Genomic DNA, 19,009 nt, shown 5'->3' on the forward strand with positions numbered 1-19,009 from the left:
CAAAACAGAGGACACGCCCATGACGATCAGCCGCCGCACCGTGGCCGCCACCCTGATGCTGGGCCTGGCGGCCAGACAGGCCCGCGCCACCTCCGTCACCTTCCCTATTCCCCGACTGGCCATCGCGGGCCTGACGCACGGCCACGCCCATTGGGTCTTCCAGGCAGCCAAACGCGGCGACACGTTTGAGATCGTCGGTATCGCCGAGCCCGATCGCAAGCTGGCCCGCCAGTATGTCACGCAGTACGGCCTGAGCATGGACCTGGTCCATGACGACCTGGCGACCATGCTCGACAAAGTGAAACCCATGGGCGTCATGGGTTACGGGTCTGTGGCACGGCATGTCGATATCGTACGCACCGCAGCACCGCGCAAAATCCATGTCATGGTCGAAAAACCCTTGGCGGTCAGCCTTTCCGATGCGCGCGAAATGGCAGCGCTGGCGAAAAGGCACAATATCCATCTGCTGACCAACTATGAGACGACCTGGTATCCGACGGTCGAAACAACGCAAGGCCTGTTGGCAAGCGGCGCGATCGGCCCGTTGCGCAAGACTGTCTTTCATGCCGGCCACAAGGGCCCCAAGGAGATCGGCGTTGGGCCTGAGTTTCTCAACTGGCTGACCGACCCGGCGCAAAACGGCGGCGGGGCCATCATCGACTTCGGCTGTTACGGCGCCAACCTGATGACCTATCTGCATCAGGGCAAACGACCCGTCAGCGTCACCGCCGTCACGCGCACCTTCAAGCCGGAGGTCTACCCAACGGTCGACGACGACGCGACGATCATCGTTGACTATGGCGATGCCCAGGCCATCATCCAGGCATCATGGAACTGGCCGGTGTCGCGTAAGGACATGGAGCTTTATGGCGCCACGGGACAGATCATCGCCGATGACGGCATCCACATGCGGCTGGTAACCGAAGCCGGCGTGAAACCCGTCACGGCGCCGGAGCGCCGGCGCCCGGGCAATGACCCGTTCGCTTATTTCTGCGCCGTCATCCGCGGCGAAATCACCCCTCAGCTGTTCGAACCCTCGGCGCTGGACAACAATCTGATTGTCATGGAAATCCTCGACGCCGCCCTGCGCAGCGCAAAAACGGGACAGATGGTCCGCTTCACCTGACGGAAACTTGCCGCACCGGCGTTTCACTGTTATCCAATTGTCAGACAAGAGGGAAACGCCATGTTGAAACAAATGACCGGCCTGGCGCTTGCGCTCAGCCTGATGACCACGCCTGTGTGGGCCGAGGATAGCTTTCCCGTCACCATCACGGTCGACGCCGCCAAATCGCAAGGGCCGCTCAAACCCGTCTGGCGGTTTTTCGGCGCCGATGAACCCAACTACGCCACCATGAAGGACGGGCAGAAGCTGCTCGATCATCTGGGCGAACTTAGGCCCAAGCAGGTCTATTTCCGCGCCCATAACCTCTTGAATACCGGCGACGGCACCCCGGCTTTCAAGTGGGGCAGCACCAACGCCTATACCGAGGATAAGGACGGCAAACCGGTCTACAACTGGATGATCACGGACATGATCATCGACAGCTATCTCGATCGCGGTGTCCGCCCCTACCTGCAGATCGGCTTCATGCCCGAAGCCCTGTCATCGGCCCCGGAAGGCACGCAATACCGCCATAGCTGGCGGCCGGGCTTCAAGTATGAGCTGATCGAAGGTGGCTGGAACTACCCGCCCAACGACTACAAGAAGTGGGAAGAGCTGGTCTATCAGTGGACCAAACACAATGTCGAAAAGTACGGCAAGGACGAGGTCCTGACCTGGTATTTCGAGGTGTGGAACGAACCCAACGGCCCGTCCTACTGGAAGGGCACGCCGGAAGAATTCTACAAGACGCACGACTATGCCATTGCCGGGGTCAAGCGCGCCCTGCCCGAGGCTAAGGTGGGCGGGCCGGATGTGGCGGGCTCCGGCGGCGCCTTCATGGACGGTTTCCTCAAGCACGTCGTCTCGGGCAAGAATTACGCGACCGGCGAGACCGGCACGCCGACCGACTTCCTGGCCTTCCATGCCAAGGGCACGCCGAAATTCATAGACGGTCACGTCCAGATGGGCATGGTCAGCCAATTGAAAGCGGTCGATACGGGCTTCAAGAAGATCGCGGCCGTACCCGAACTGAAAGACACGCCGATCGTCATCGGCGAAAGCGACCCTGAAGGCTGCGCCGCCTGCCCGGGCAAGGCCAACGGCTATCGCAACGGCACTATGTATTCCAGCTATACGGCGGCCTCGTTCGCCCGCATCTGGGAGCTTTCCGACCGCCACAAGGTCAATCTCGAAGGCGTGCTGACCTGGGCCTTTACCTTCGAAGACCAGCCGTGGTTTGCCGGCTATCGCCAGCTGGCGACCAACGGCATCGACCTGCCGGTGCTCAATGTCTTTCGCATGTATGCGCAGTTCGGCCCTGAGCGCATCGCCGCCAGCAGTTCAGCGCAGCTTCCGCTCGATGACATGATGGCCACCGTCACCCAGAAAAATGATGTCGGCGTCATGGCGACGCGCGATGGATCGAAAGTCGCGGTGCTGGTCTGGCATTACAACGACGACGACCTGAAAGGCCCGGATGCGGCGGTTACCGTCAACCTGTCGGGCCTCGGCAAGGCCAGGACACGCAAGGTCACGCAGTACCTGGTCGATCCGAAAACCGCCAACGCCTATACCGCCTGGCAGGAGATGGGCTCGCCGCAGTCGCCCAATCAGGATCAGTACAAGGTTCTGGAAGCGGCTTCGGTCATGCACCCGACGGCCCTGGCACCGTTGACGGTCACCAAGGGCGCGGCGAAGCTCGATCTTACGCTCGTCCGCCAGGGCGTGACCCTGCTGATCGTCGAATAGGCTTGGATCGAACGGCATTCGGTCTTATCTAGCCGTCATGCTTACCGACGATGAAATCGACCGCTATGCCCGCCACCTCGTGCTCAAGGAGGTCGGCGGGACGGGCCAGTTAAAGCTTAAAGCCGCCAAGGTCGCCCTTGTCGGCATGGGCGGGATCGGCGCGCCGGCCGCGCTGTATCTGGCAGCGGCCGGTGTCGGTACATTGGGCCTGATTGACGATGACACGGTGTCGGTGAGCAACCTGCAACGCCAGGTGCTCTACGGCACGGGCGATACCGGCAAGGCCAAGGCCGGCACTGCGAGAACGACGCTTCAGAGCATTAATCCGCACACGGACTATAATATCCACGCTGCGCGCCTCAGCGACGACAATGCCACGGATATCCTTGACGGCTATGACATTGTGCTCGATGGCTGCGACAACTTCCCGACTCGGCTTCTGGTCAACCGGGTCTGCCAATCCTTGAAAAAGCCGCTGGTATCGGCGGCGCTCGGCCGCTGGAGCGGGCAATTGTCTGTGTTCGATGGGCCGCCCTGCTATCAGTGCCTGGTGCCGGACATTCCGCCGGACGCCGAGACCTGCGAACGCGTTGGCGTTGTCGGCGCCCTGGCCGGCGTTATGGGCTCGCTGGCGGCGCTGGAGACAATCAAGCTGATCACCGGCGCGGGCGAGCCCCTGCGTGGCCAATTGCTGATTTTCGACGGCCTCACCATGCAGTCGCGCGTCGTCAGACTTTCGGCCGATCCGGACTGTCCGGTGTGCCACGGCTAGAGCGATGTGCGGAAAAGTGTAAGCGGTTTCCGCTTAAACATCGCGACAAAACAAGACGGTTTTCCGTCGCGCAAAACTATGGCATGATAGTTTCAAGCGTAAACATATGCGCATCGCAGGACAGGATGCACGCCAGGCCCCAAACCTGATGGATGCGCCATGCCGCCAAGCACCGCAACAGCCGCGACCGCCAATGACGACAAGGAGAGCCTGCTCTACCCGGCCGTCAAACACACCCTGATCGAAGACATCTACGCCTTCGCCATCGGCTGTTCGTTCGTCGTGCTGGGCATGATGTTCCTGAAGGCGGCGGGCCTGGTCACCGGCGGCGTCGCCGGCATCGCGCTGCTGGCCTCATACGTCGTGCCCATGCCGGTCGGCCTGCTGTTCCTTCTGATCAACATCCCGTTCTTCCTGTTTGCCTGGCCGGCCATGGGCAGGCACTTCATGATCAAGACCGTCATCGTCAACCTGGCCATCATGGCCGGCGCGCAAGCTGCGCCCTATGCCTTCCATATCGACAAGGTGCATCCGGTGTTTGCTGCGCTGTTCGGCGGCACGGTCATCGGTATGGGCATTCTGTCCCTGGCCAGGCACAGCGCGGGTGCCGGCGGCACGGGCGTGCTTGCGCTGTACCTGCAAAAAACGCGCAATATCAATGCCGGCAAGACGCAGATGCTGTGCGACGCCCTGATCCTGTCGGCGTCGATCCTGGTGCTGAACGGCCAGCAGATCGTCTTTTCGATCCTGTCGGCCATCGCCATGAGCGGCGTGCTGATCGGTTTCCACAAGCCCGAGCGCTATATCGGGCGTTAATTATTGAGACGCGCTTTCTATCCAAAAACCGCATGACACTTTTTGGAAAGCGCTTTTAGTCGTCACTGGTATAGACGCTGTCACCGATGAAGATCATTTCCGTGTCCGGCTGGGGCGGCGTCTTCTTCGAGGCAAAGGCAAAGAACTCGCGCTCAATCTTGCCGTCCGCATAGGTAAGCGTAATGGTGTGGCCCTTGACTGTATAAGTGCCGTTCTTGCCGTTGCTGGCGCTGACCGCCGTCGCCCAGCCCGTTTGGCTGCCGGAATTGAGCGCGCCGACATTAGCGCCGCGCACAAACCGGCCATCGGGCGAGAAAGCGATCTTGCTTTGGACGGCAATCGTCATCTCACCCCCCATGGCGGAATTGCCGCCGCCCGACACGCGCTTATAGGCCGGCAGCAGCTTGCCTATCGAGGCCGGATAAGCCTTGAAGAACTGGCCCTGCTGGAGTTCGTAGCTGTGGGACTTTCCGGTGTATCCCGTCAACACGAAGGCCGCGCCGGCCTTGCTCCAGCGCCCCCACAGTTTCGGCCGCGCCTGGCGGTCGGCGGTCAAATCCATGTCCTCGAGCGCCTGCTGGCGGATTTCGACATAGGACCCGTCCTTGAACAGTATGATCGGTTCGAAATCCATGATCATCATGCCGCCGACGCCGAAATTGGCGATCGAGCGAAAATAGACGCCCTCGACCTTGGCCCAGTTCTGGGCGAAGCGCGCATTAGGCGCGGCTTTTATGCCGGCAGGCTTCGGAGCGGCGACCGGCGCGGCAGCGGGCGTCGCCGGAGCGCTTACCGGCTTGCCGAAATTGGCCAGGCACAGCAACAGGAGCTGCGGGATGTGCGACTGGCTCTCCGTCCTGGCGGGCGCGCGGATATGGCAGACCCCGCCGCCGCCGTCCGAAGCGACCAGCATATGGACCTGTCCGGGGTCCTTGCTGAACTGGCGCGCCACGACGGCGATCGCCACCCCCATGGAGCTATCGATCTTGGGCTCGGGACCGCTTGACGCCTGCCCCAACGTGCCTTGCAGCCTGACGATCGCCGCACTCAGGCGTCCGGCGGGATCGGCGGCCGGACCGCCTTCTTCCTCCATAGCCACCGTAATGCCGAGCGGATTGTCATAGGCCAGCGGCCCGGCGTGCGCAGCCAAGGGCGCAGCCAGCAGCGCGCCAAGCCCGGCGATGGATTTCATGGACAGCATAGACGGTCTCCCGAACGCAGGATGCCCGCCCCCGGTCGCACCCTACCGTCAAAATCGCGACGAAACGATGACGAACGGCAAGGTCTTGCGCGGCTTTATCCCCGCACCATGAACAGGTCACGCAGCCAGTCCTTCACCTCTTCGATGATCTGGTGCTGTCGCGTCGACAGAACCGTACCGTCCTGGTCAACATAATCGGACAAAATCTTCATGGCGCGCTCATATGGCGTGCCCTGGCACTGGCTCGTTTCGGCCATGCGTTTCAGCGACTCGGCAATAAGCCTCGGGTCTTCCAATGCGAACAGGTGCGCGTGGTCTCTTTCCGGATCTCGCGGCCATTTCCTGATCGTCACCATGCGCACTCCGTGCCAGCCCGAATGCATTCTGCACTTCACGAAATCAGGAAGTAATTTGCGGGCAGTCCGCGAGATATCAGAAGGTGGCAAAAAAACGACTTACGGGTCTTATTAGACAAACGGCGCCTTTTCCTATATAAGCCGCGCCTTCATCCCCGAAATGCTCTGTCCGAAAGCCGCTTGCCTTGGCCCATACGCTCGACCTGTCTCAAAAGCCCGCCTCCCCTCAGCTGGTGAACATCACCGGCCTGACGCGCGATGGGCTGACCCAGGCCCTGATTGACAGCGGCGTGGTCGAGGCACGAAAGGCCAAGATGCGCATGCAGCAGATCTGGCGCTGGGTGCACCATTACGGCGTCGTCGATTTCGACCAGATGACCGACATCGCCAAGGACCAGCGCGCCCTGTTCGCCGACAAGTTCACCCTGGCCCGGCCGGAAATCGTCGAGCGCCAGATTTCCAAGGACGGCACGCGCAAATACCTGATCCGCATGGCGCCGGGCATAGAGGTCGAAACCGTCTACATTCCGGATGTCGGCCGTTCGGGCGCATTGTGCGTCTCCAGCCAGGTCGGCTGCACGCTCAACTGCTCCTTCTGTCATACCGGTACGCAGAAGCTGGTGCGCAACCTGACGGCCGCCGAAATCGTCGCCCAGGTCCAGGTGGCGCGCGACGATCTCGGCGAATGGCCGTCGCCCAAGGAAGACCGTCGCCTGTCGAACATCGTCTTCATGGGCATGGGCGAGCCACTCTACAATCTCGACAATGTCGCCGACGCCATCGACATCATTTCCGACAACGAAGGCATCGCCATTTCGCGCCGGCGGATCACGGTGTCGACCTCGGGCGTCACGCCGGAACTGCCGGCTTTGGGCGAGCGCACGGCCGCCATGCTGGCCATCTCGCTGCACGCCACCAACGATGAGCTGCGCGACGTCCTCGTGCCGCTCAACAAGAAATACAATATCGAACAGCTGATGGCGGCCATCCGCGCCTATCCGGGCCTGTCGAACGCCCGCCGCGTCACCTTCGAATACGTCATGCTGAAGGGCATCAACGACACACCAGCCGAAGCGCGCGCCCTGATCCGCCTGCTGAAAGGCATTCCGGCCAAGATCAACTTGATCCCGTTCAACCCTTGGCCCGGCACCGATTACCAGTGTTCGGACTGGCGCACGATCGAAGCCTTTGCCGCCGTGCTCAACAAGGCCGGCTACGCCTCGCCGATCCGCACGCCGCGCGGCCGCGACATCCTGGCCGCCTGCGGCCAGCTGAAGTCCGAGAGCGAGAAGCAACGCGCCAGCGTGTTGCGCCGCAACCAGCGCGAAAATATTGCGTCAAACGAGGACAACACGCAAGACGACGATCATAGCGAGAGCCTGCCTTTTGCCCATCTGGCGGCCGGCATGATCTCCTGAATCGCGTATTTGCAAGGTCCGACGCAATTCACAGCGAAAGTGTCCACAGGCGTGGAAGCGTGGACTTGATCTTGCAGGAAGTTTCCAGCATACCTAACGGGCCGGTGGAGAACGCCACCGGACCGCACCGCAAAAAGTGCCGCAGGGGACCGTTTCGCAAATGACATCCGACACGCTCAATCTCAGCTTCCTGACGCCCGAAGTGCTGCGTCCGGAAATGCAGGCCTTCGCCTCGGGTTTCGTCACCACCCTGCTGCACGGCGGCGTCGCGCTGCTGATGCTAATGATTGGCGCAACCGTCTATTCCATCCTGACGCCCTACAAGGAAATCCAGCAGATTCGCGAAGGCAATTCGGCAGCTGCGGTTGGCTATGGCGGCGTCATTATCGGCCTGGCCATTCCTCTGGCTGCCTCCATCGTCGCCTCGACGTCTTTACGCGAAATCGTGCTGTGGGGTGGCGCGACCATTCTGCTGCAACTGTTTGTCTTCCGTATGGTGGACTTCCTGCTGGCCGGCCTGCCCAATCGCATGAATGAAGGCGAAGTTTCCGCCGCCGTACTGCTGGTTGCCGCCAAGCTGGCCGCCGCCCTCCTCCTCGCCGCCACCGTCCAGTAAGGGCCCGGCCATGAAGCTAGACTGGCTTCTTTACGGTGCATGTGTCGCCCTGATTACAGTGGTGACCAGCCAGTGGCATGAGAATTCGCCGGCGCCCCCCGCGCCGCCGCCGCCGGGTGTCGGTGAGATGGCCCTTTTCGCCAACTTCACGCCGTTTTCCGCCGGCTCGATCATCAACCTGCCGATCGGTGATCAGCGCGTCATGACCGGCACGGCCTTCAGCCTGTCGCAGACGGGTGACTGGGTCGTGTCGCGCCAGAGCATCCGCGGCTGCAGCCACCCCTTTCTCAATATTGGCGGCAATCTCGGCGTGCCTTTCAAAATCCGTGAAGTGCCCGGCGTCGACAGCTACGTGATAGGCGTAACGGACGGCGGCGCGCGGCCCCTGTCCCTGGTCGATCCTAAGACGATCGAGCCGGGCATTCGCGGTTTCATGCCGGGCTTTCCCGCCGGTGAACCCGGCGAAGCCACCGCCCGCCTGATCGGCGTGACGGTGCTGGAGCGCTCCAAACGCGGCGGCCACAACGAAGTGGTGCTGGCCTGGGCAGCGGCCGGCCGTACCCAGGGCATCGAAGGCGATCTCAACAATCTCAAGGGCGGCCCCGTCATCGACGACAATTCGCGCGTCGTCGGCATTGTCATCAAGGAAGCCCCGCGCCGGGGCCGCATCTATACCTCGGTCCCGGAGGCCGTTGTGCAACTGGCCAATGCCAGCCCGCGCAAGCCGGATTACGACGCCGAAGCCACCATCACCAAGCGCAATTACGGCATCGTCGCCGATACCCTGCGCCGTGAGTACCGCGTGGCTCAGGTCGGGTGCATCAAGTCGTAAATACTGCCGCTTTTGCGCAGCCGTTGCGGTATAAGTGCCTCATGACACCTCTCGACCCAGAGCACCTGGCGGGCCTTGCCGGCGCCGATCCGAAGCTCCGCCCCATCACCGAACGCTTCGGCCACATCACTTTCCGCAAGCGCGACAATGGTTTTCCCGCCCTGCTGGGCCTGATCGTCGAGCAGCAGCTGTCGGTCAAGGCGGCCAATACCATCATCGCCCGCCTGCACGCCGGCCTCGGCGACGTCAGCCCGCAGGCGGTACTGAGCCACGACGACGACCTGATGCGCGGCTATGGCCTGTCGCGCCCCAAGATCAGCTATGCCCGCGCCCTGGCCGAAGCCTTCCATTCCGGCGACCTGACCGCCGAAGCGCTGGAAGCGATGGAAACCGAGGCCGCCGTCAAGCACCTGATGGCGCTGAAGGGCATCGGCCGCTGGACGGCAGAGGTTTATCTGATGTTCTCGGAAGCCCGGCTTGATCTGTTTCCGGTCGGCGATGTCGCCCTGCGCGAAGCCGTCGGCTGGCTGGACAGACTGGAGGCGCGGCCGAACGAACTTTACTGCGCTGAACGCGCCCTCGTTTGGTCGCCTTACCGCTCAATCGCCTCGCACCTGTTGTGGGCCTGGTATGGCGCGGTCAAGCGCGGCGAAGCCAGCCGTGAGCTATAGCTTCGAGGCAAAACTCTGGCGCTGGCGGGCCGAAACGGCCTCCTGGGTGTTCATTACCCTGCCCGAAGATATCGCGTTTGCCATTCGTTGCGAGGCAGAAACGCGTGGCTGGGGCTCGGTCAAGGTGACGGCAGCTATAGGCGCCACCACCTGGCAAACCTCGCTGTTCCCGCACAAGGCATCGAACAGCTATCTCCTGCCGGTCAAGGCCGCGGTCCGCAAGGCCGAGGATTTGCACGACGACAGCATGACCAGCGTCACGATCACCCTCGCCTAGAGCGACATGGTGAAAAGTGTAAGCGGTTTTCGCCTTAAATATCGCGACAAAACAAAAACTTAGATCGGCATGATGTTTCCACTTAAAATCATACCGACGCGATTATGCCGTCTCTTCTTCCAAAGCCGCGAAGTGAGAGGCATCGCCCGTCTTGAACACCTTGTACCAGGCGTCCAGCACCTTTTCGTCAAACAGGTCGAGCGCGCGGAAGATTTCGCGGGCGAAATCGACCGGCGCCGTTCCAGGCGCCGTGATCACCGTGCCGTCCGAGTAGGCCTGCGCATCGACATAAAGATGCGCCCCGCCGTAACCCGTCGCTTTGATATAGTCCGCGGCGTTGCTGGTGTGCTTGCGGTTATCCAGCACGCCGCCGCGCGCCAGCCCCGCGGTTGCGCCGCAGATGGCCGCGACCTTGCCGCCGACGGCCAGCACGGCCTTGGCGAGGTCGACGCCTTCGCCGTTACCGCGCTCATCCCACCGCGCACCGCCCGGCAGGATCAGCATCGCACAGGCTGAGGGATCGATATCCGACAGGGCAAAATCCGGCAGAATGCGCATACCGCCCGTTGTCGTGACTGGATCCCTGGTTACGCCGACCGTGGTGACGGTATAGCGGCCGGGCGACTTCTGATAAGTTGGGTCGTTGATATTGGCGATGGCATATCCCGGCTCCCAGTCGGCCAGGGTATCGAATACGTAGAGATAAACCGTTTCGGTCATGATGTTGGTTTCCTATTCCGCCCAAAGGCCATCCCCAATACGCACCATTCCACCCTGCACCACGCGTGCGGTGATACCGCCGTGGCTGCGCACGGCGTTGTAGCCGCCTTCGCCGAAGATCTCTTCCATGCGTGAGCAAGGATGGCATTCGCCGGTCATTTCCAGCAAAGCCTCTCCCAGGCGGAAGGTCTTGTCTTTCAAAGCCAGCAGATTGATGCCGGAGGTCAGGATGTTGCGCCTGAGTTGTTCCGGCGCGACATCCTGGTCAAGGAAACTGGCGATGGCCGCGATGTTTTCACGGCCTATCAGAGTGACGTGGCGCGAGCCGCCGCGGCCGCTATAGCGATCGCCAATCAGGCCCTGCGTGGTATCCAGCATCGCCTCTTCCATAACGACAACCGGCGCGCGCCGTCGGGAGCGCACGCCGATCCATTCGACTTTTCCGGGCCGCATGCGGGCATTTATCAGGCCGGCCAGCGGCGAAGCAGGGTTGAGCATGCTTCCGGTTTACACGGTTACTGCTTGTCCTTCATCTCGATTTCAAGTTTGCCGCCGCCCGGCTTGAGCGTCACGTCAGGACGCAGAACGTGATGCTGGGCATCTTGTGGCACACGGAAGCGGTGCTGATCTTCCGGCGGGAAGTATTCCTTGTCTTCCCCCGACTGGTTCAATTCATTAGGGCGAAAGACCAGCTTGCCTTCGTACGTGCCCTCCTGCGACAGCGGATCGTCGCGGCGTTCGGCAGCGTCTTGCGGCTGATCCTTATGCTTGAACGGCGTGTCGCCACCTTGCGGCTTTTGCACGACATCGCTGGAACCGCCCATGATCGCATCGGCGGCATTGTTCTGAATATCCTGGGTATCACGGTCGACTGAGGTTTCCGCTGGAGACACTACGCCGGTGTCCGGGCTGACGCCTTCAGCAGCAATCGTATTTTCGTTGGCAATATCCGTGCGCGCGTTGGCGTAAGACGTATCCGCAGAGCCTGGTAACTCAGTATCGGGTGCGGCTTGTCCTTGAATGCCCGCGATTGAGTCGAGGCCGGCCGTTTCACCGCCCAGACCGTTGCCGCCGGCGCCGTCGCCCAATGAGCCGTTGCCGAGGCTATTAGCCTGTTCCGGGTGCAGAATAGTATTGTCCTGGCTCTGGCCGTGTTGCGACTGGGACTGACCGCTCTGAGATTGATTAAAGCGGTCGCGGTCGTTGTGGATCTGTTCTGCCATAGGAGTCGCTCCTTCTGTTTAAGGAACGAGCGTACTCCCGGGTGCAGTAAGAATCGGATGCCGGTTTTCCTGAGCAGAGTAAGCCACAGGTAAGAGCGGGCGTTAGACTCAGGTCAATCCTTTCGCGCCCTCGATGAGGTCCTTGACGACGCTCGGATCCGCCAGCGTCGAAATATCTCCCAGCGCTTCCGGCTGACCTTCAGCGATCTTACGCAGGATACGACGCATGATCTTGCCCGAACGTGTCTTGGGCAAGCCCGGCGCCCACTGGATGACATCCGGCGAAGCGATGGGGCCGATCTCGCGGCGGACGTGTTCGCGCAAGGTCTTCTTGAGATCATCTGTCCCCGAAACGCCGGCATTCAGCGTGACGTAGCACCAGATGCCCTGGCCCTTGATATCGTGCGGATAGCCGACCACGGCGGCCTCGGCCACGTCATGGTGAGACACCAGCGCGCTTTCGACCTCGGCCGTGCCGATGCGGTGGCCCGAGACGTTGAGGACGTCATCGACGCGGCCGGTGATCCAGTAATAGCCATCAGCGTCACGCCGGCAGCCGTCGCCGGTAAAATACATACCTGGATAGGTCGAGAAGTAGGTGTCGAGGAAGCGCTGGTGATCGCCGAAGACCGTGCGCATCTGGCCCGGCCACGAGTCGCAGATACACAAGTTGCCTTCGGTGGCGCCTTCCAGCACCTTGCCCTCGGCATCGACCAGGCAGGCGACGACGCCCGGCAGGGGCAGGGTCGCCGAGCCCGGCTTGGCCGCCACAGCACCCGGCACCGGCGTAATCAGGTGACCGCCGGTTTCGGTCTGCCACCAGGTATCAACGATCGGACAGCGGCTGTCACCGACCACGCGGTGATACCACAGCCAGGCTTCCGGATTGATCGGCTCACCGACCGTGCCGAGTAGGCGCAAGCTGGCGCGGCTGTACGTCTTCACCGGCTCTTCGCCTTCGCGCATCAGGGCGCGGATGGCGGTCGGCGCAGTATAGAAGGTGTTGACCTTGTGCTTGTCGATGACCGCCCAGAAGCGGCTGACGTCGGGATAGTTAGGCACGCCTTCGAACATCAGCGAGGTCGCGCCATTGGCCAGCGGACCATAGACGACGTAGGAGTGGCCCGTGACCCAGCCGACATCGGCCGTGCACCAGAAAATGTCGCCGTCCTGGTAGTCGAAGGTGGTTTTGAACGTATAGCTGGCCCAGGCCAGATAACCGCCCGTGGTGTGCAGCACGCCCTTCGGCTTGCCGGTCGAACCCGAGGTATAGAGGATGAAGAGCGGGTCTTCGGCGTTCATCGGCTCGGGCGGGCAATCTGCCGAAATGTCCTTCAGCGCCTCAGCAACCGCGACGTCCTTGGGACCGCGCGTCCAGGCCGTCGACGTATGATCGACAACCAGCACGTTGCGGACATTGGGGCACTGTTCAAGCGCCTTGTCGACATTTGCCTTGAGCGGAATCGACTTGCCGCCGCGCAGGCCTTCATTGGCGGTGACGACGATGTCCGACTGGCAGTCAAGAATGCGGCCGGCGATGCTGTCGGGCGAAAAGCCGCCGAAGACGACGCTGTGGACGGCGCCGATACGCGCGCAGGCCAGCATGAAGTATGCGGCTTCCGGCACCATCGGAAGATAAAGTGTGACGCGGTCGCCCTTCTTCACCCCATACTGCTTTAGAAGGTTGGCGCGTTTGTTCACCTTGACCGACAACTGGCGATAGGTGACGGTCGATGACACATTCGGATCATCGCCTTCGAAGATCAGCGCGACCTGGTCGCCACGGCGGTTGAGGTGACGGTCGATACAGTTGGCCGACACATTCAGCACGCCGTCATGGTACCAGCGGATGCGGAAGTCCTCGCGCTGATAGCTGACGTCCTTGACCTTGGTGAACGGCTTGATCCAGTCGAGCGCCTTGCCAAGGTTCGTCCAGTGTGCGTCGGGATCGCGGGCAAACAGGTCCGTCTGCGCCTTCAAACCTTCGGCCGTCAGCGTGCCGGGGCGGATGAAATCGGCGGGAACCGGGAAAATGGCGTCGTCGCTCACCTTTAGTCTCTCCTGAGTGTCCCGGCGCATACGCGCCGGGGCGGCATTTTTGTTGGCGCGACCTTAGGAAATAAGGATTCCGGAGTCGATAGGACCAATACGAAAAATCGTTGGCATTAACAGCATACAAGCCTAAAACCCGTCACAGTCGAAACCGTCTGTTCAGGGACTTCCCATGCTGCTTCATCTGTCGACCTGGTGCGAAATCGAAAAGCGCCTCGAGACCTCGCGCACCGTAATCGTGCCGATCGGCTCCAATGAGCAGCACGGCCCCATGGGACTGCTCGGCACCGACTGGCTGTGTCCGGAAATCATCGCGCATGCCGCCGAAAAGGAAGGCGACTTGCTGGTCGCGCCGACCTTCAATATCGGCATGGCGCAGCATCATCTGGGCTTTCCCGGCACGATATCCCTGCGCCCGACGACCTTCATGTCGGCCATAGAGGACTGGGTCGATTCACTGGCGCGTCATGGCTTCGACCGCATCTATTTCCTCAACGGCCATGGCGGCAATGTCGCCACGATCGAAGCGACCTTTTCGCAGATCTATTCGCACTATTCCTATTCGGGCAATCCTTGCCCGTTTATCCTGAAGCTCAGGAACTGGTGGGACCTGCCGGGCATCATGCGTCTTGCGGCCAAGCTTTATCCGACGGGCCACGGCAGCCATGCCACGCCGTCGGAAATCGCCGTCACCTTCGCGGCCTATCCGGACCATGTAAAGTCAGCGCCGATGGAGCCGAAGATCGCACCCGATGGTCCCATCCGCGATGCGCTGGATTACCGCTCGCGTTTCCCCGATGGCCGCATCGGTTCGGACTCGTCGCTGGCCACCATAGAGGACGGCCGAGCCCTGATCGAGGCGGCGGCCAAGGGCCTGCTCGACGACGTCGCCAAGCTGGAAGCGGAGTAGACCTTCATTCGACATGGAGGCCCCGCCGTCTGCGCCACCAAACTAAGCTCGCGTTAAGCATAGACCGCTAAAGTCCGGCCACCACCAGAGGGGCCGATGACATGACCAGCCACGCCGCGACCACGCCCATTTTACGCCAGTCGCCCTTGTTCGCGGTGACGGTCTTCACCAGCGCCCTGCTCGTCTTCTTCGTCCAGCCCATGGTGGGCAAGCTTCTGCTGCCGCTGTTGGGCGGCGCGCCGGCGGTGTGGAACACCTCCATGGCCTTCTTCCAGGCCGCGCTGCTGCTGGGTTACGGCTACGCCCACCTGCTGCAAAGACTGAAGTCATTCCGCATACAGGTCATCCTGCACGGCGTCCTGCTGGGTCTGGCGGCGCTCAGCCTGCCGCTTGGGATCAGCAATGCCTTTGGTCTGCCCGACCCGGAACACCCGATCCTGTGGATGCTGGGCGTGCTGACCCTATCGATCGGCGCGCCTTTCGCCATCCTGTCGGCGACCGCGCCCCTGGTCCAGGCGTGGTTCGCCCTGACCGCCAATCCCGACCCCGCCACGGGCAAACCGCCAGAGCCCTATGCGCTTTATGCCGCCAGCAATCTCGGCAGCCTGCTGTCGCTGGTCGCCTATCCCGTGCTCGTCGAGCCGCTGACGCAACTGACCGACCAGCGCATCGGCTGGAGCCTCGGCTACGGCATACTGGTCGTGCTGATCCTGACGCTGGGCCTGACGCGGAAGGCCCCGACCGTTCCCGTCACTGAAACCACCGCGACAAGCGCGCGTCCGTCGCTGATGACCATGGCCATCTGGATTGGGCTTGCCGCCGTGCCAAGCAGCCTGATGATGGGCGTCACGACCTACCTGTCGACGGACGTCGCTTCGGCGCCCTTCCTGTGGGTCGCGCCGCTGGCCCTCTATCTCCTGACCTTCATCTTCGCTTTCGGCACCAAGCCGCTGATCAGCCGCAAGATGCTGCTGATCCTGCAGGCCGCCGCGGCCTGCCTGGCCATCTACGCCCTGCCCTTCCGCCATCTGGCCATACCCGCGCAACTGGCCGTGCATCTGCTGACCTTCTTCCTGACGGCCCTGTTGTGCCATTCGGAGCTGGCGCGTGCCCGGCCAAAGCCCGAGCATCTCACGCTCTACTATCTTTGCCTGTCGATCGGCGGCGTGGTCGGCGGCAGCTTCAACGCATTCCTGGCGCCCGTCATCTTTCCCCTGGTGCTGGAATATCCGCTGGCCCTGGCATTGGCCTGCCTGGCCAGACCCTGGTTCACCGAACGCGAGGACCGCCGCCTGACCCAGCTGGAGCTGGTCTGGCTGGCCTTCGGACTGGTCGACGCCATTGCCCTGGTGATTATGCTGATCGTACCGGCCGACGGCGAGGGCGCCGATACGCTGCGACGCTTCCTGTTCGCTGTGGCGCCCTTGTGCGCCTTCGCGCTCCGCGACCGGGGCATCGCCATGGCCTGCCTGCTGGTGGTCGCCGGCCTGAGCGCCGTCAACGTCACCCAGATCGGCAGGCATGTCGTGACGGAACGCAACTTCTATGGCGTGGTGAGGATCGCGGAAACCACCGACCCGGTCGTGGGCCCCCTGCGCCGCATGACCCACGGGACGACGTTACACGGCGCACAGGCGATCGATCCGCAAAAGCGCTGCCAGCCCCTCACCTATTACGCATCGGAAACGGCTATCGGGCAAACCCTCACCAAGGTTCAGGCGCTCAAACCTTCCGCCGACATCGCCGTCGTCGGTTTGGGTGTGGGCACCATGGCGGCCTATGTCCGCCCAAGCGATCGCCTGGCGTTCTTTGAGATCGATCCCGCCGTCATCCGCCTTGCAAGCGATCCAAAGTATTTCACCTTTGTTTCGGACTGCGCCAAGGGTCCGGTTACCTTCCACGCCGGCGATGCACGGCTGACCTTGTCGTCCGTGCCGGCAGGCCAGTTCGACCTCTTGACCATTGATGCCTTCTCATCGGACTCCGTGCCGGCCCACCTGCTGACGGTCCAGGCGATCGACATGTATCTGTCGAAGCTGAAACCCGACGGCGTCCTGTTGCTGCACCTGTCCAACCGCCATCTGGAACTGCGCGATCCCGTCATCGCCGCCATCCGCCAAAGCGGCGGCAGCGCGCTGACCCAGACCAGCACCAAGACATTCAAGGGCAGCTTCGTCCAGTCACCAGCCATCGTCGTCATCGCCGGACGCAACGCCGCGGCCCTGGCCGGCTTCCGTGCCGACGCGCGCTGGCAGACGCGTGATCCCGGCCCGGTCAGGGCGTGGACGGACGATTACACCAATCTGATCGGCGCCATGCTGCGTCACAAGTAGGACGCCTTATCTGACGAACCGCGCCAGCAGACGGATATAGGCCGTCTGATAGGCACCGGAGTTCTCCGTCACCTGCCAGGAATTGACCGGCCAGCTATCGTTGAAATCGGCATAGGCCTTTTGCGCCGGCTGGCCGAAAGGCGGTGACAGAGGCGCCTTGCCGCATTGTGGCGACACGCCTGGACAACGTTCATCCCAGGTGTAGGCCGGATTGGCGCCGCCGACGACAAAGCCCGGCGGCGGACCGTATTTCGACTTTGTCACGCTGCCCAGCGGCTGGAGCCATGCGCGAACCAGCTGTGATAAAAGCGGTCGACGGAGTTTTCCGCGCCGAACGCCTTCATATTGCTCAGATAGACCTTGCCGAGCGGATTGACGCCGTGGAGATAGTGCAGATAGCCCTCGGCCGCCTCCATTGCCTCGGACTTGCTGTGTTTGCCCCCGTCGAGACGGCCGATTTCAGCGAAAATGCTGCCATGGACCGACTTGGTGGCGCTTGATCCCCAGGTGTAGGCCGAGATGTGCGCCCGATAAGGGTCTTTGTCGCGTTCGCCCCAGCCGGCCAGTTCGAAACCATCGGCAAACGCGCGGCGGATATCGGCAACCACGGACGTCGTGGCGCCCGGCATGCGCGCATAGTCGAGCAGTGGCGCATTGTCGGTATAGGCAAAGTCGAGATTATAGCCTTCGCGCATCATCTGGGCTTCGCGATAGTGGCTGTCGACATGGTCGCGATACATAGCCTCGCCCGTCAGGCCATAGAGATAGACGGCCGCCGTCAGCGCCTTCGCAGCCCGGCCGCGGCCGTCGGTTTCCTGCTGGCCGGCACCGATGCCTTCGGATTTGTCGCGCGCGTCGTTGTTGTAGAAGGTCGCGTTCGGATGGGCCTCGGCCCACGCCCAGGCACGGGCGGCGCGGCGCTTCAGGTCGGCGGCGTAGTCGGCGAAGCGCGGATCGCGGCCATAGACGCTGGCGCCATAGGCGAAGGCCGAAGCCGCGGCGTAAGACGCCGAAGTCGTCGCCGGACCGTAATAGCTGTGGCCGGTCGCCGACGATGGCGGGCTGGCGTGCGACAGGGCGACGATCGATAGCACGCCGCCGTCCTCGTCCTGCATCCGTACCAGCCAGTCGAGGCCGAACTTCACTTCATCGAGTAGGTCGGAGACACCGTTCCCGGATTCCGGAATATTGAAATCGTCGCTGAAGGCAGCCGGATTGTCTTCGTAGGCGCCGAGCAGCGTCACGACATAGGAGGCGGTCCAGCTGGTATATTTGTTATAGTCACCGGCGTCGTACCAACCGCCGCTCAGGTTCCGGCGCGTCGATTTATCGCTCTTGCGGCTGTGGAGGGTGGCTTCCGAATCCTGCCCCGGCCCGATGTGCGATGCGCCATCAGCCCAGCCCTCGCCCGCGAACCGGGCGTCCTTGGCGAACCCCGCGCGCTGATAGAAGAAGGTGCGGACCGCCTGCACTAGCAAAGGCTTGTACAGATTGGGCGCGATATCGAAGGCCACGGAATCATAGGCCGACTGCACATCGCGGACGACGTAGCTGCCCGGCGACGTGACGGCGGAAAAGTCGAACTGCCAGGCGCGGTCACCCGATGACGGATCGACAGCGCCGTTGTTCCATTTGACCGGCTTGCCTTCGAAGACCATGGCCTGGGTCCTGGTATCGATCACCTGATAGGTGGCGCCCGGTCCGAAATCCCAGCCGTCATCGAAGCCGGTTTCCGGATCGCGGATGACGGCGACCTTCTGCGCATCAGGCAGATAGCCAAACTGATCCACCACAATAAATGGCGTCGGCGGCACATCGTCCTGCGCCAGCGCGGGCGCGGTCAGACCAACGGTGCAAATCCCCGCCAACAAAAGTGCTTTCAGTCCCATACGCCCTCACCCGTTTTTCCTGAGGCTATCAGCCCAGTGATGTGATCGGCAAGCCGCTTGACTTAGACC

At 62.2% G+C, this 19,009-nt stretch carries 19 protein-coding genes; 11 read left to right on the forward strand and 8 right to left on the reverse strand.

Annotation, left to right across the window (positions count from 1 at the left end; translation table 11 throughout):
* Positions 1 to 19: 19 nt before the first annotated feature.
* The 4 genes from J2X24_RS10980 to J2X24_RS10995 all read left to right on the forward strand — a co-directional run bounded on the left by J2X24_RS10980 (position 20) and on the right by J2X24_RS10995 (position 4,442).
* Complete coding sequence (locus tag J2X24_RS10980; protein WP_245344613.1) at positions 20 to 1,126, forward strand: Gfo/Idh/MocA family protein; 1,107 nt, start codon at positions 20 to 22, stop codon at positions 1,124 to 1,126.
* A gap of 60 nt (positions 1,127 to 1,186) precedes the next feature.
* Positions 1,187 to 2,854 carry a GH39 family glycosyl hydrolase gene (locus J2X24_RS10985; RefSeq protein ID WP_209721029.1) on the forward strand — a complete coding sequence of 556 codons (1,668 nt, stop codon included), beginning with the start codon at positions 1,187 to 1,189 and terminating at the stop codon, positions 2,852 to 2,854.
* Between the two features lie 37 nt (positions 2,855 to 2,891).
* A complete protein-coding gene (locus J2X24_RS10990; protein WP_209721032.1) occupies positions 2,892 to 3,626 on the forward strand; it encodes a HesA/MoeB/ThiF family protein in 735 nt (244 codons plus the stop codon).
* 159 nt (positions 3,627 to 3,785) lie between these two features.
* The gene (locus J2X24_RS10995) at positions 3,786 to 4,442 is read left to right on the forward strand and encodes a YitT family protein (RefSeq protein WP_209721035.1); all 657 of its coding nucleotides are present in this window, start codon (positions 3,786 to 3,788) and stop codon (positions 4,440 to 4,442) included.
* A 55-nt stretch (positions 4,443 to 4,497) separates the two neighbouring features.
* Here the strand turns inward: J2X24_RS10995 and J2X24_RS11000 are convergent, their stop codons facing one another.
* Both J2X24_RS11000 and J2X24_RS11005 read right to left on the reverse strand, forming a co-directional pair.
* On the reverse strand, positions 4,498 to 5,643 hold the full coding sequence (locus tag J2X24_RS11000) for a hypothetical protein (RefSeq protein WP_209721038.1): 1,146 nt from the start codon (positions 5,641 to 5,643) through the stop codon (positions 4,498 to 4,500).
* Between the two features lie 95 nt (positions 5,644 to 5,738).
* Positions 5,739 to 5,999: a DUF3175 domain-containing protein gene (locus tag J2X24_RS11005; RefSeq protein WP_209721041.1), complete on the reverse strand. Its 261-nt coding sequence runs from the start codon at positions 5,997 to 5,999 to the stop codon at positions 5,739 to 5,741.
* Positions 6,000 to 6,184: 185 nt separating this feature from the next.
* Between J2X24_RS11005 and rlmN the strand changes: the two genes are divergently transcribed.
* The 5 genes from rlmN to J2X24_RS11030 all read left to right on the forward strand — a co-directional run bounded on the left by rlmN (position 6,185) and on the right by J2X24_RS11030 (position 9,813).
* On the forward strand, positions 6,185 to 7,417 hold the full coding sequence (rlmN, locus tag J2X24_RS11010) for a dual-specificity RNA methyltransferase RlmN (protein WP_209721044.1): 1,233 nt from the start codon (positions 6,185 to 6,187) through the stop codon (positions 7,415 to 7,417).
* Between the two features lie 160 nt (positions 7,418 to 7,577).
* Positions 7,578 to 8,033 (forward strand): DUF350 domain-containing protein, encoded by a 456-nt coding sequence (locus J2X24_RS11015; protein WP_192619315.1) that lies wholly within the window; start codon positions 7,578 to 7,580, stop codon positions 8,031 to 8,033.
* 10 nt (positions 8,034 to 8,043) lie between these two features.
* Positions 8,044 to 8,865, forward strand: coding sequence for a peptidase (locus J2X24_RS11020; RefSeq protein ID WP_209721047.1), 822 nt, complete (start codon positions 8,044 to 8,046; stop codon positions 8,863 to 8,865).
* A gap of 41 nt (positions 8,866 to 8,906) precedes the next feature.
* The gene (locus tag J2X24_RS11025; RefSeq protein WP_209721050.1) at positions 8,907 to 9,536 is read left to right on the forward strand and encodes a DNA-3-methyladenine glycosylase family protein; all 630 of its coding nucleotides are present in this window, start codon (positions 8,907 to 8,909) and stop codon (positions 9,534 to 9,536) included.
* Positions 9,526 to 9,813 carry a DUF1905 domain-containing protein gene (locus J2X24_RS11030; RefSeq protein ID WP_209721053.1) on the forward strand — a complete coding sequence of 96 codons (288 nt, stop codon included), beginning with the start codon at positions 9,526 to 9,528 and terminating at the stop codon, positions 9,811 to 9,813. The genes J2X24_RS11025 and J2X24_RS11030 overlap by 11 nt, the downstream gene beginning before the upstream one ends.
* Positions 9,814 to 9,915: 102 nt before the next feature.
* Here J2X24_RS11030 and J2X24_RS11035 read toward each other — a convergent pair whose 3' ends face one another.
* The 4 genes from J2X24_RS11035 to acs form a co-directional block, all read right to left on the reverse strand.
* The gene (locus J2X24_RS11035) at positions 9,916 to 10,533 is read right to left on the reverse strand and encodes a type 1 glutamine amidotransferase family protein (protein WP_209721056.1); all 618 of its coding nucleotides are present in this window, start codon (positions 10,531 to 10,533) and stop codon (positions 9,916 to 9,918) included.
* 12 nt (positions 10,534 to 10,545) lie between these two features.
* A complete protein-coding gene (locus tag J2X24_RS11040; RefSeq protein ID WP_209721059.1) occupies positions 10,546 to 11,031 on the reverse strand; it encodes an MOSC domain-containing protein in 486 nt (161 codons plus the stop codon).
* A 17-nt stretch (positions 11,032 to 11,048) separates the two neighbouring features.
* Positions 11,049 to 11,756 carry a hypothetical protein gene (locus tag J2X24_RS11045; protein WP_209721062.1) on the reverse strand — a complete coding sequence of 236 codons (708 nt, stop codon included), beginning with the start codon at positions 11,754 to 11,756 and terminating at the stop codon, positions 11,049 to 11,051.
* A 108-nt stretch (positions 11,757 to 11,864) separates the two neighbouring features.
* Entirely contained in the window at positions 11,865 to 13,805 is a 1,941-nt protein-coding gene (gene acs, locus J2X24_RS11050) for an acetate--CoA ligase (RefSeq protein WP_404977820.1), read from the reverse strand.
* A 175-nt stretch (positions 13,806 to 13,980) separates the two neighbouring features.
* Here acs and J2X24_RS11055 point away from each other — a divergent pair, with 175 nt between their 5' ends.
* On the forward strand, positions 13,981 to 14,718 hold the full coding sequence (locus J2X24_RS11055; RefSeq protein WP_209721068.1) for a creatininase family protein: 738 nt from the start codon (positions 13,981 to 13,983) through the stop codon (positions 14,716 to 14,718).
* A gap of 101 nt (positions 14,719 to 14,819) precedes the next feature.
* Positions 14,820 to 17,051 (forward strand): spermidine synthase, encoded by a 2,232-nt coding sequence (locus tag J2X24_RS11060; protein WP_209721071.1) that lies wholly within the window; start codon positions 14,820 to 14,822, stop codon positions 17,049 to 17,051.
* A gap of 6 nt (positions 17,052 to 17,057) precedes the next feature.
* Here the strand turns inward: J2X24_RS11060 and J2X24_RS11065 are convergent, their stop codons facing one another.
* Both J2X24_RS11065 and J2X24_RS11070 read right to left on the reverse strand, forming a co-directional pair.
* Complete coding sequence (locus J2X24_RS11065; protein ID WP_209721074.1) at positions 17,058 to 17,315, reverse strand: hypothetical protein; 258 nt, start codon at positions 17,313 to 17,315, stop codon at positions 17,058 to 17,060.
* Positions 17,312 to 18,940, reverse strand: coding sequence for a glycoside hydrolase family 9 protein (locus tag J2X24_RS11070; RefSeq protein WP_209721077.1), 1,629 nt, complete (start codon positions 18,938 to 18,940; stop codon positions 17,312 to 17,314). Before J2X24_RS11070 ends, J2X24_RS11065 begins: the two co-directional genes overlap by 4 nt.
* Positions 18,941 to 19,009: the final 69 nt, after the last annotated feature.

This window comes from Asticcacaulis solisilvae, assembly GCF_017875235.1.
GTDB classification, from domain to species: domain Bacteria; phylum Pseudomonadota; class Alphaproteobacteria; order Caulobacterales; family Caulobacteraceae; genus Asticcacaulis; species Asticcacaulis solisilvae_A.

Excerpts from the sequence above, each read along its gene's own strand:
- J2X24_RS11055 (WP_209721068.1), top strand. The coding sequence starts at position 13,981 with ATGCTGCTTCATCTGTCGACCTGGTGCGAAATCGAAAAGCGCCTCGAG.
- J2X24_RS11015 (WP_192619315.1), top strand. The coding sequence starts at position 7,578 with ATGACATCCGACACGCTCAATCTCAGCTTCCTGACGCCCGAAGTGCTG.
- J2X24_RS11045 (WP_209721062.1), bottom strand. The coding sequence starts at position 11,756 with ATGGCAGAACAGATCCACAACGACCGCGACCGCTTTAATCAATCTCAG.
- J2X24_RS11060 (WP_209721071.1), top strand. The coding sequence starts at position 14,820 with ATGACCAGCCACGCCGCGACCACGCCCATTTTACGCCAGTCGCCCTTG.
- J2X24_RS10985 (WP_209721029.1), top strand. The coding sequence starts at position 1,187 with ATGTTGAAACAAATGACCGGCCTGGCGCTTGCGCTCAGCCTGATGACC.
- J2X24_RS11070 (WP_209721077.1), bottom strand. The coding sequence starts at position 18,940 with ATGGGACTGAAAGCACTTTTGTTGGCGGGGATTTGCACCGTTGGTCTG.
- J2X24_RS10990 (WP_209721032.1), top strand. The coding sequence starts at position 2,892 with ATGCTTACCGACGATGAAATCGACCGCTATGCCCGCCACCTCGTGCTC.
- J2X24_RS11025 (WP_209721050.1), top strand. The coding sequence starts at position 8,907 with ATGACACCTCTCGACCCAGAGCACCTGGCGGGCCTTGCCGGCGCCGAT.
- J2X24_RS11040 (WP_209721059.1), bottom strand. The coding sequence starts at position 11,031 with ATGCTCAACCCTGCTTCGCCGCTGGCCGGCCTGATAAATGCCCGCATG.
- J2X24_RS10995 (WP_209721035.1), top strand. The coding sequence starts at position 3,786 with ATGCCGCCAAGCACCGCAACAGCCGCGACCGCCAATGACGACAAGGAG.
- J2X24_RS11020 (WP_209721047.1), top strand. The coding sequence starts at position 8,044 with ATGAAGCTAGACTGGCTTCTTTACGGTGCATGTGTCGCCCTGATTACA.
- J2X24_RS11000 (WP_209721038.1), bottom strand. The coding sequence starts at position 5,643 with ATGCTGTCCATGAAATCCATCGCCGGGCTTGGCGCGCTGCTGGCTGCG.
- J2X24_RS10980 (WP_245344613.1), top strand. The coding sequence starts at position 20 with ATGACGATCAGCCGCCGCACCGTGGCCGCCACCCTGATGCTGGGCCTG.
- J2X24_RS11005 (WP_209721041.1), bottom strand. The coding sequence starts at position 5,999 with ATGGTGACGATCAGGAAATGGCCGCGAGATCCGGAAAGAGACCACGCG.
- J2X24_RS11035 (WP_209721056.1), bottom strand. The coding sequence starts at position 10,533 with ATGACCGAAACGGTTTATCTCTACGTATTCGATACCCTGGCCGACTGG.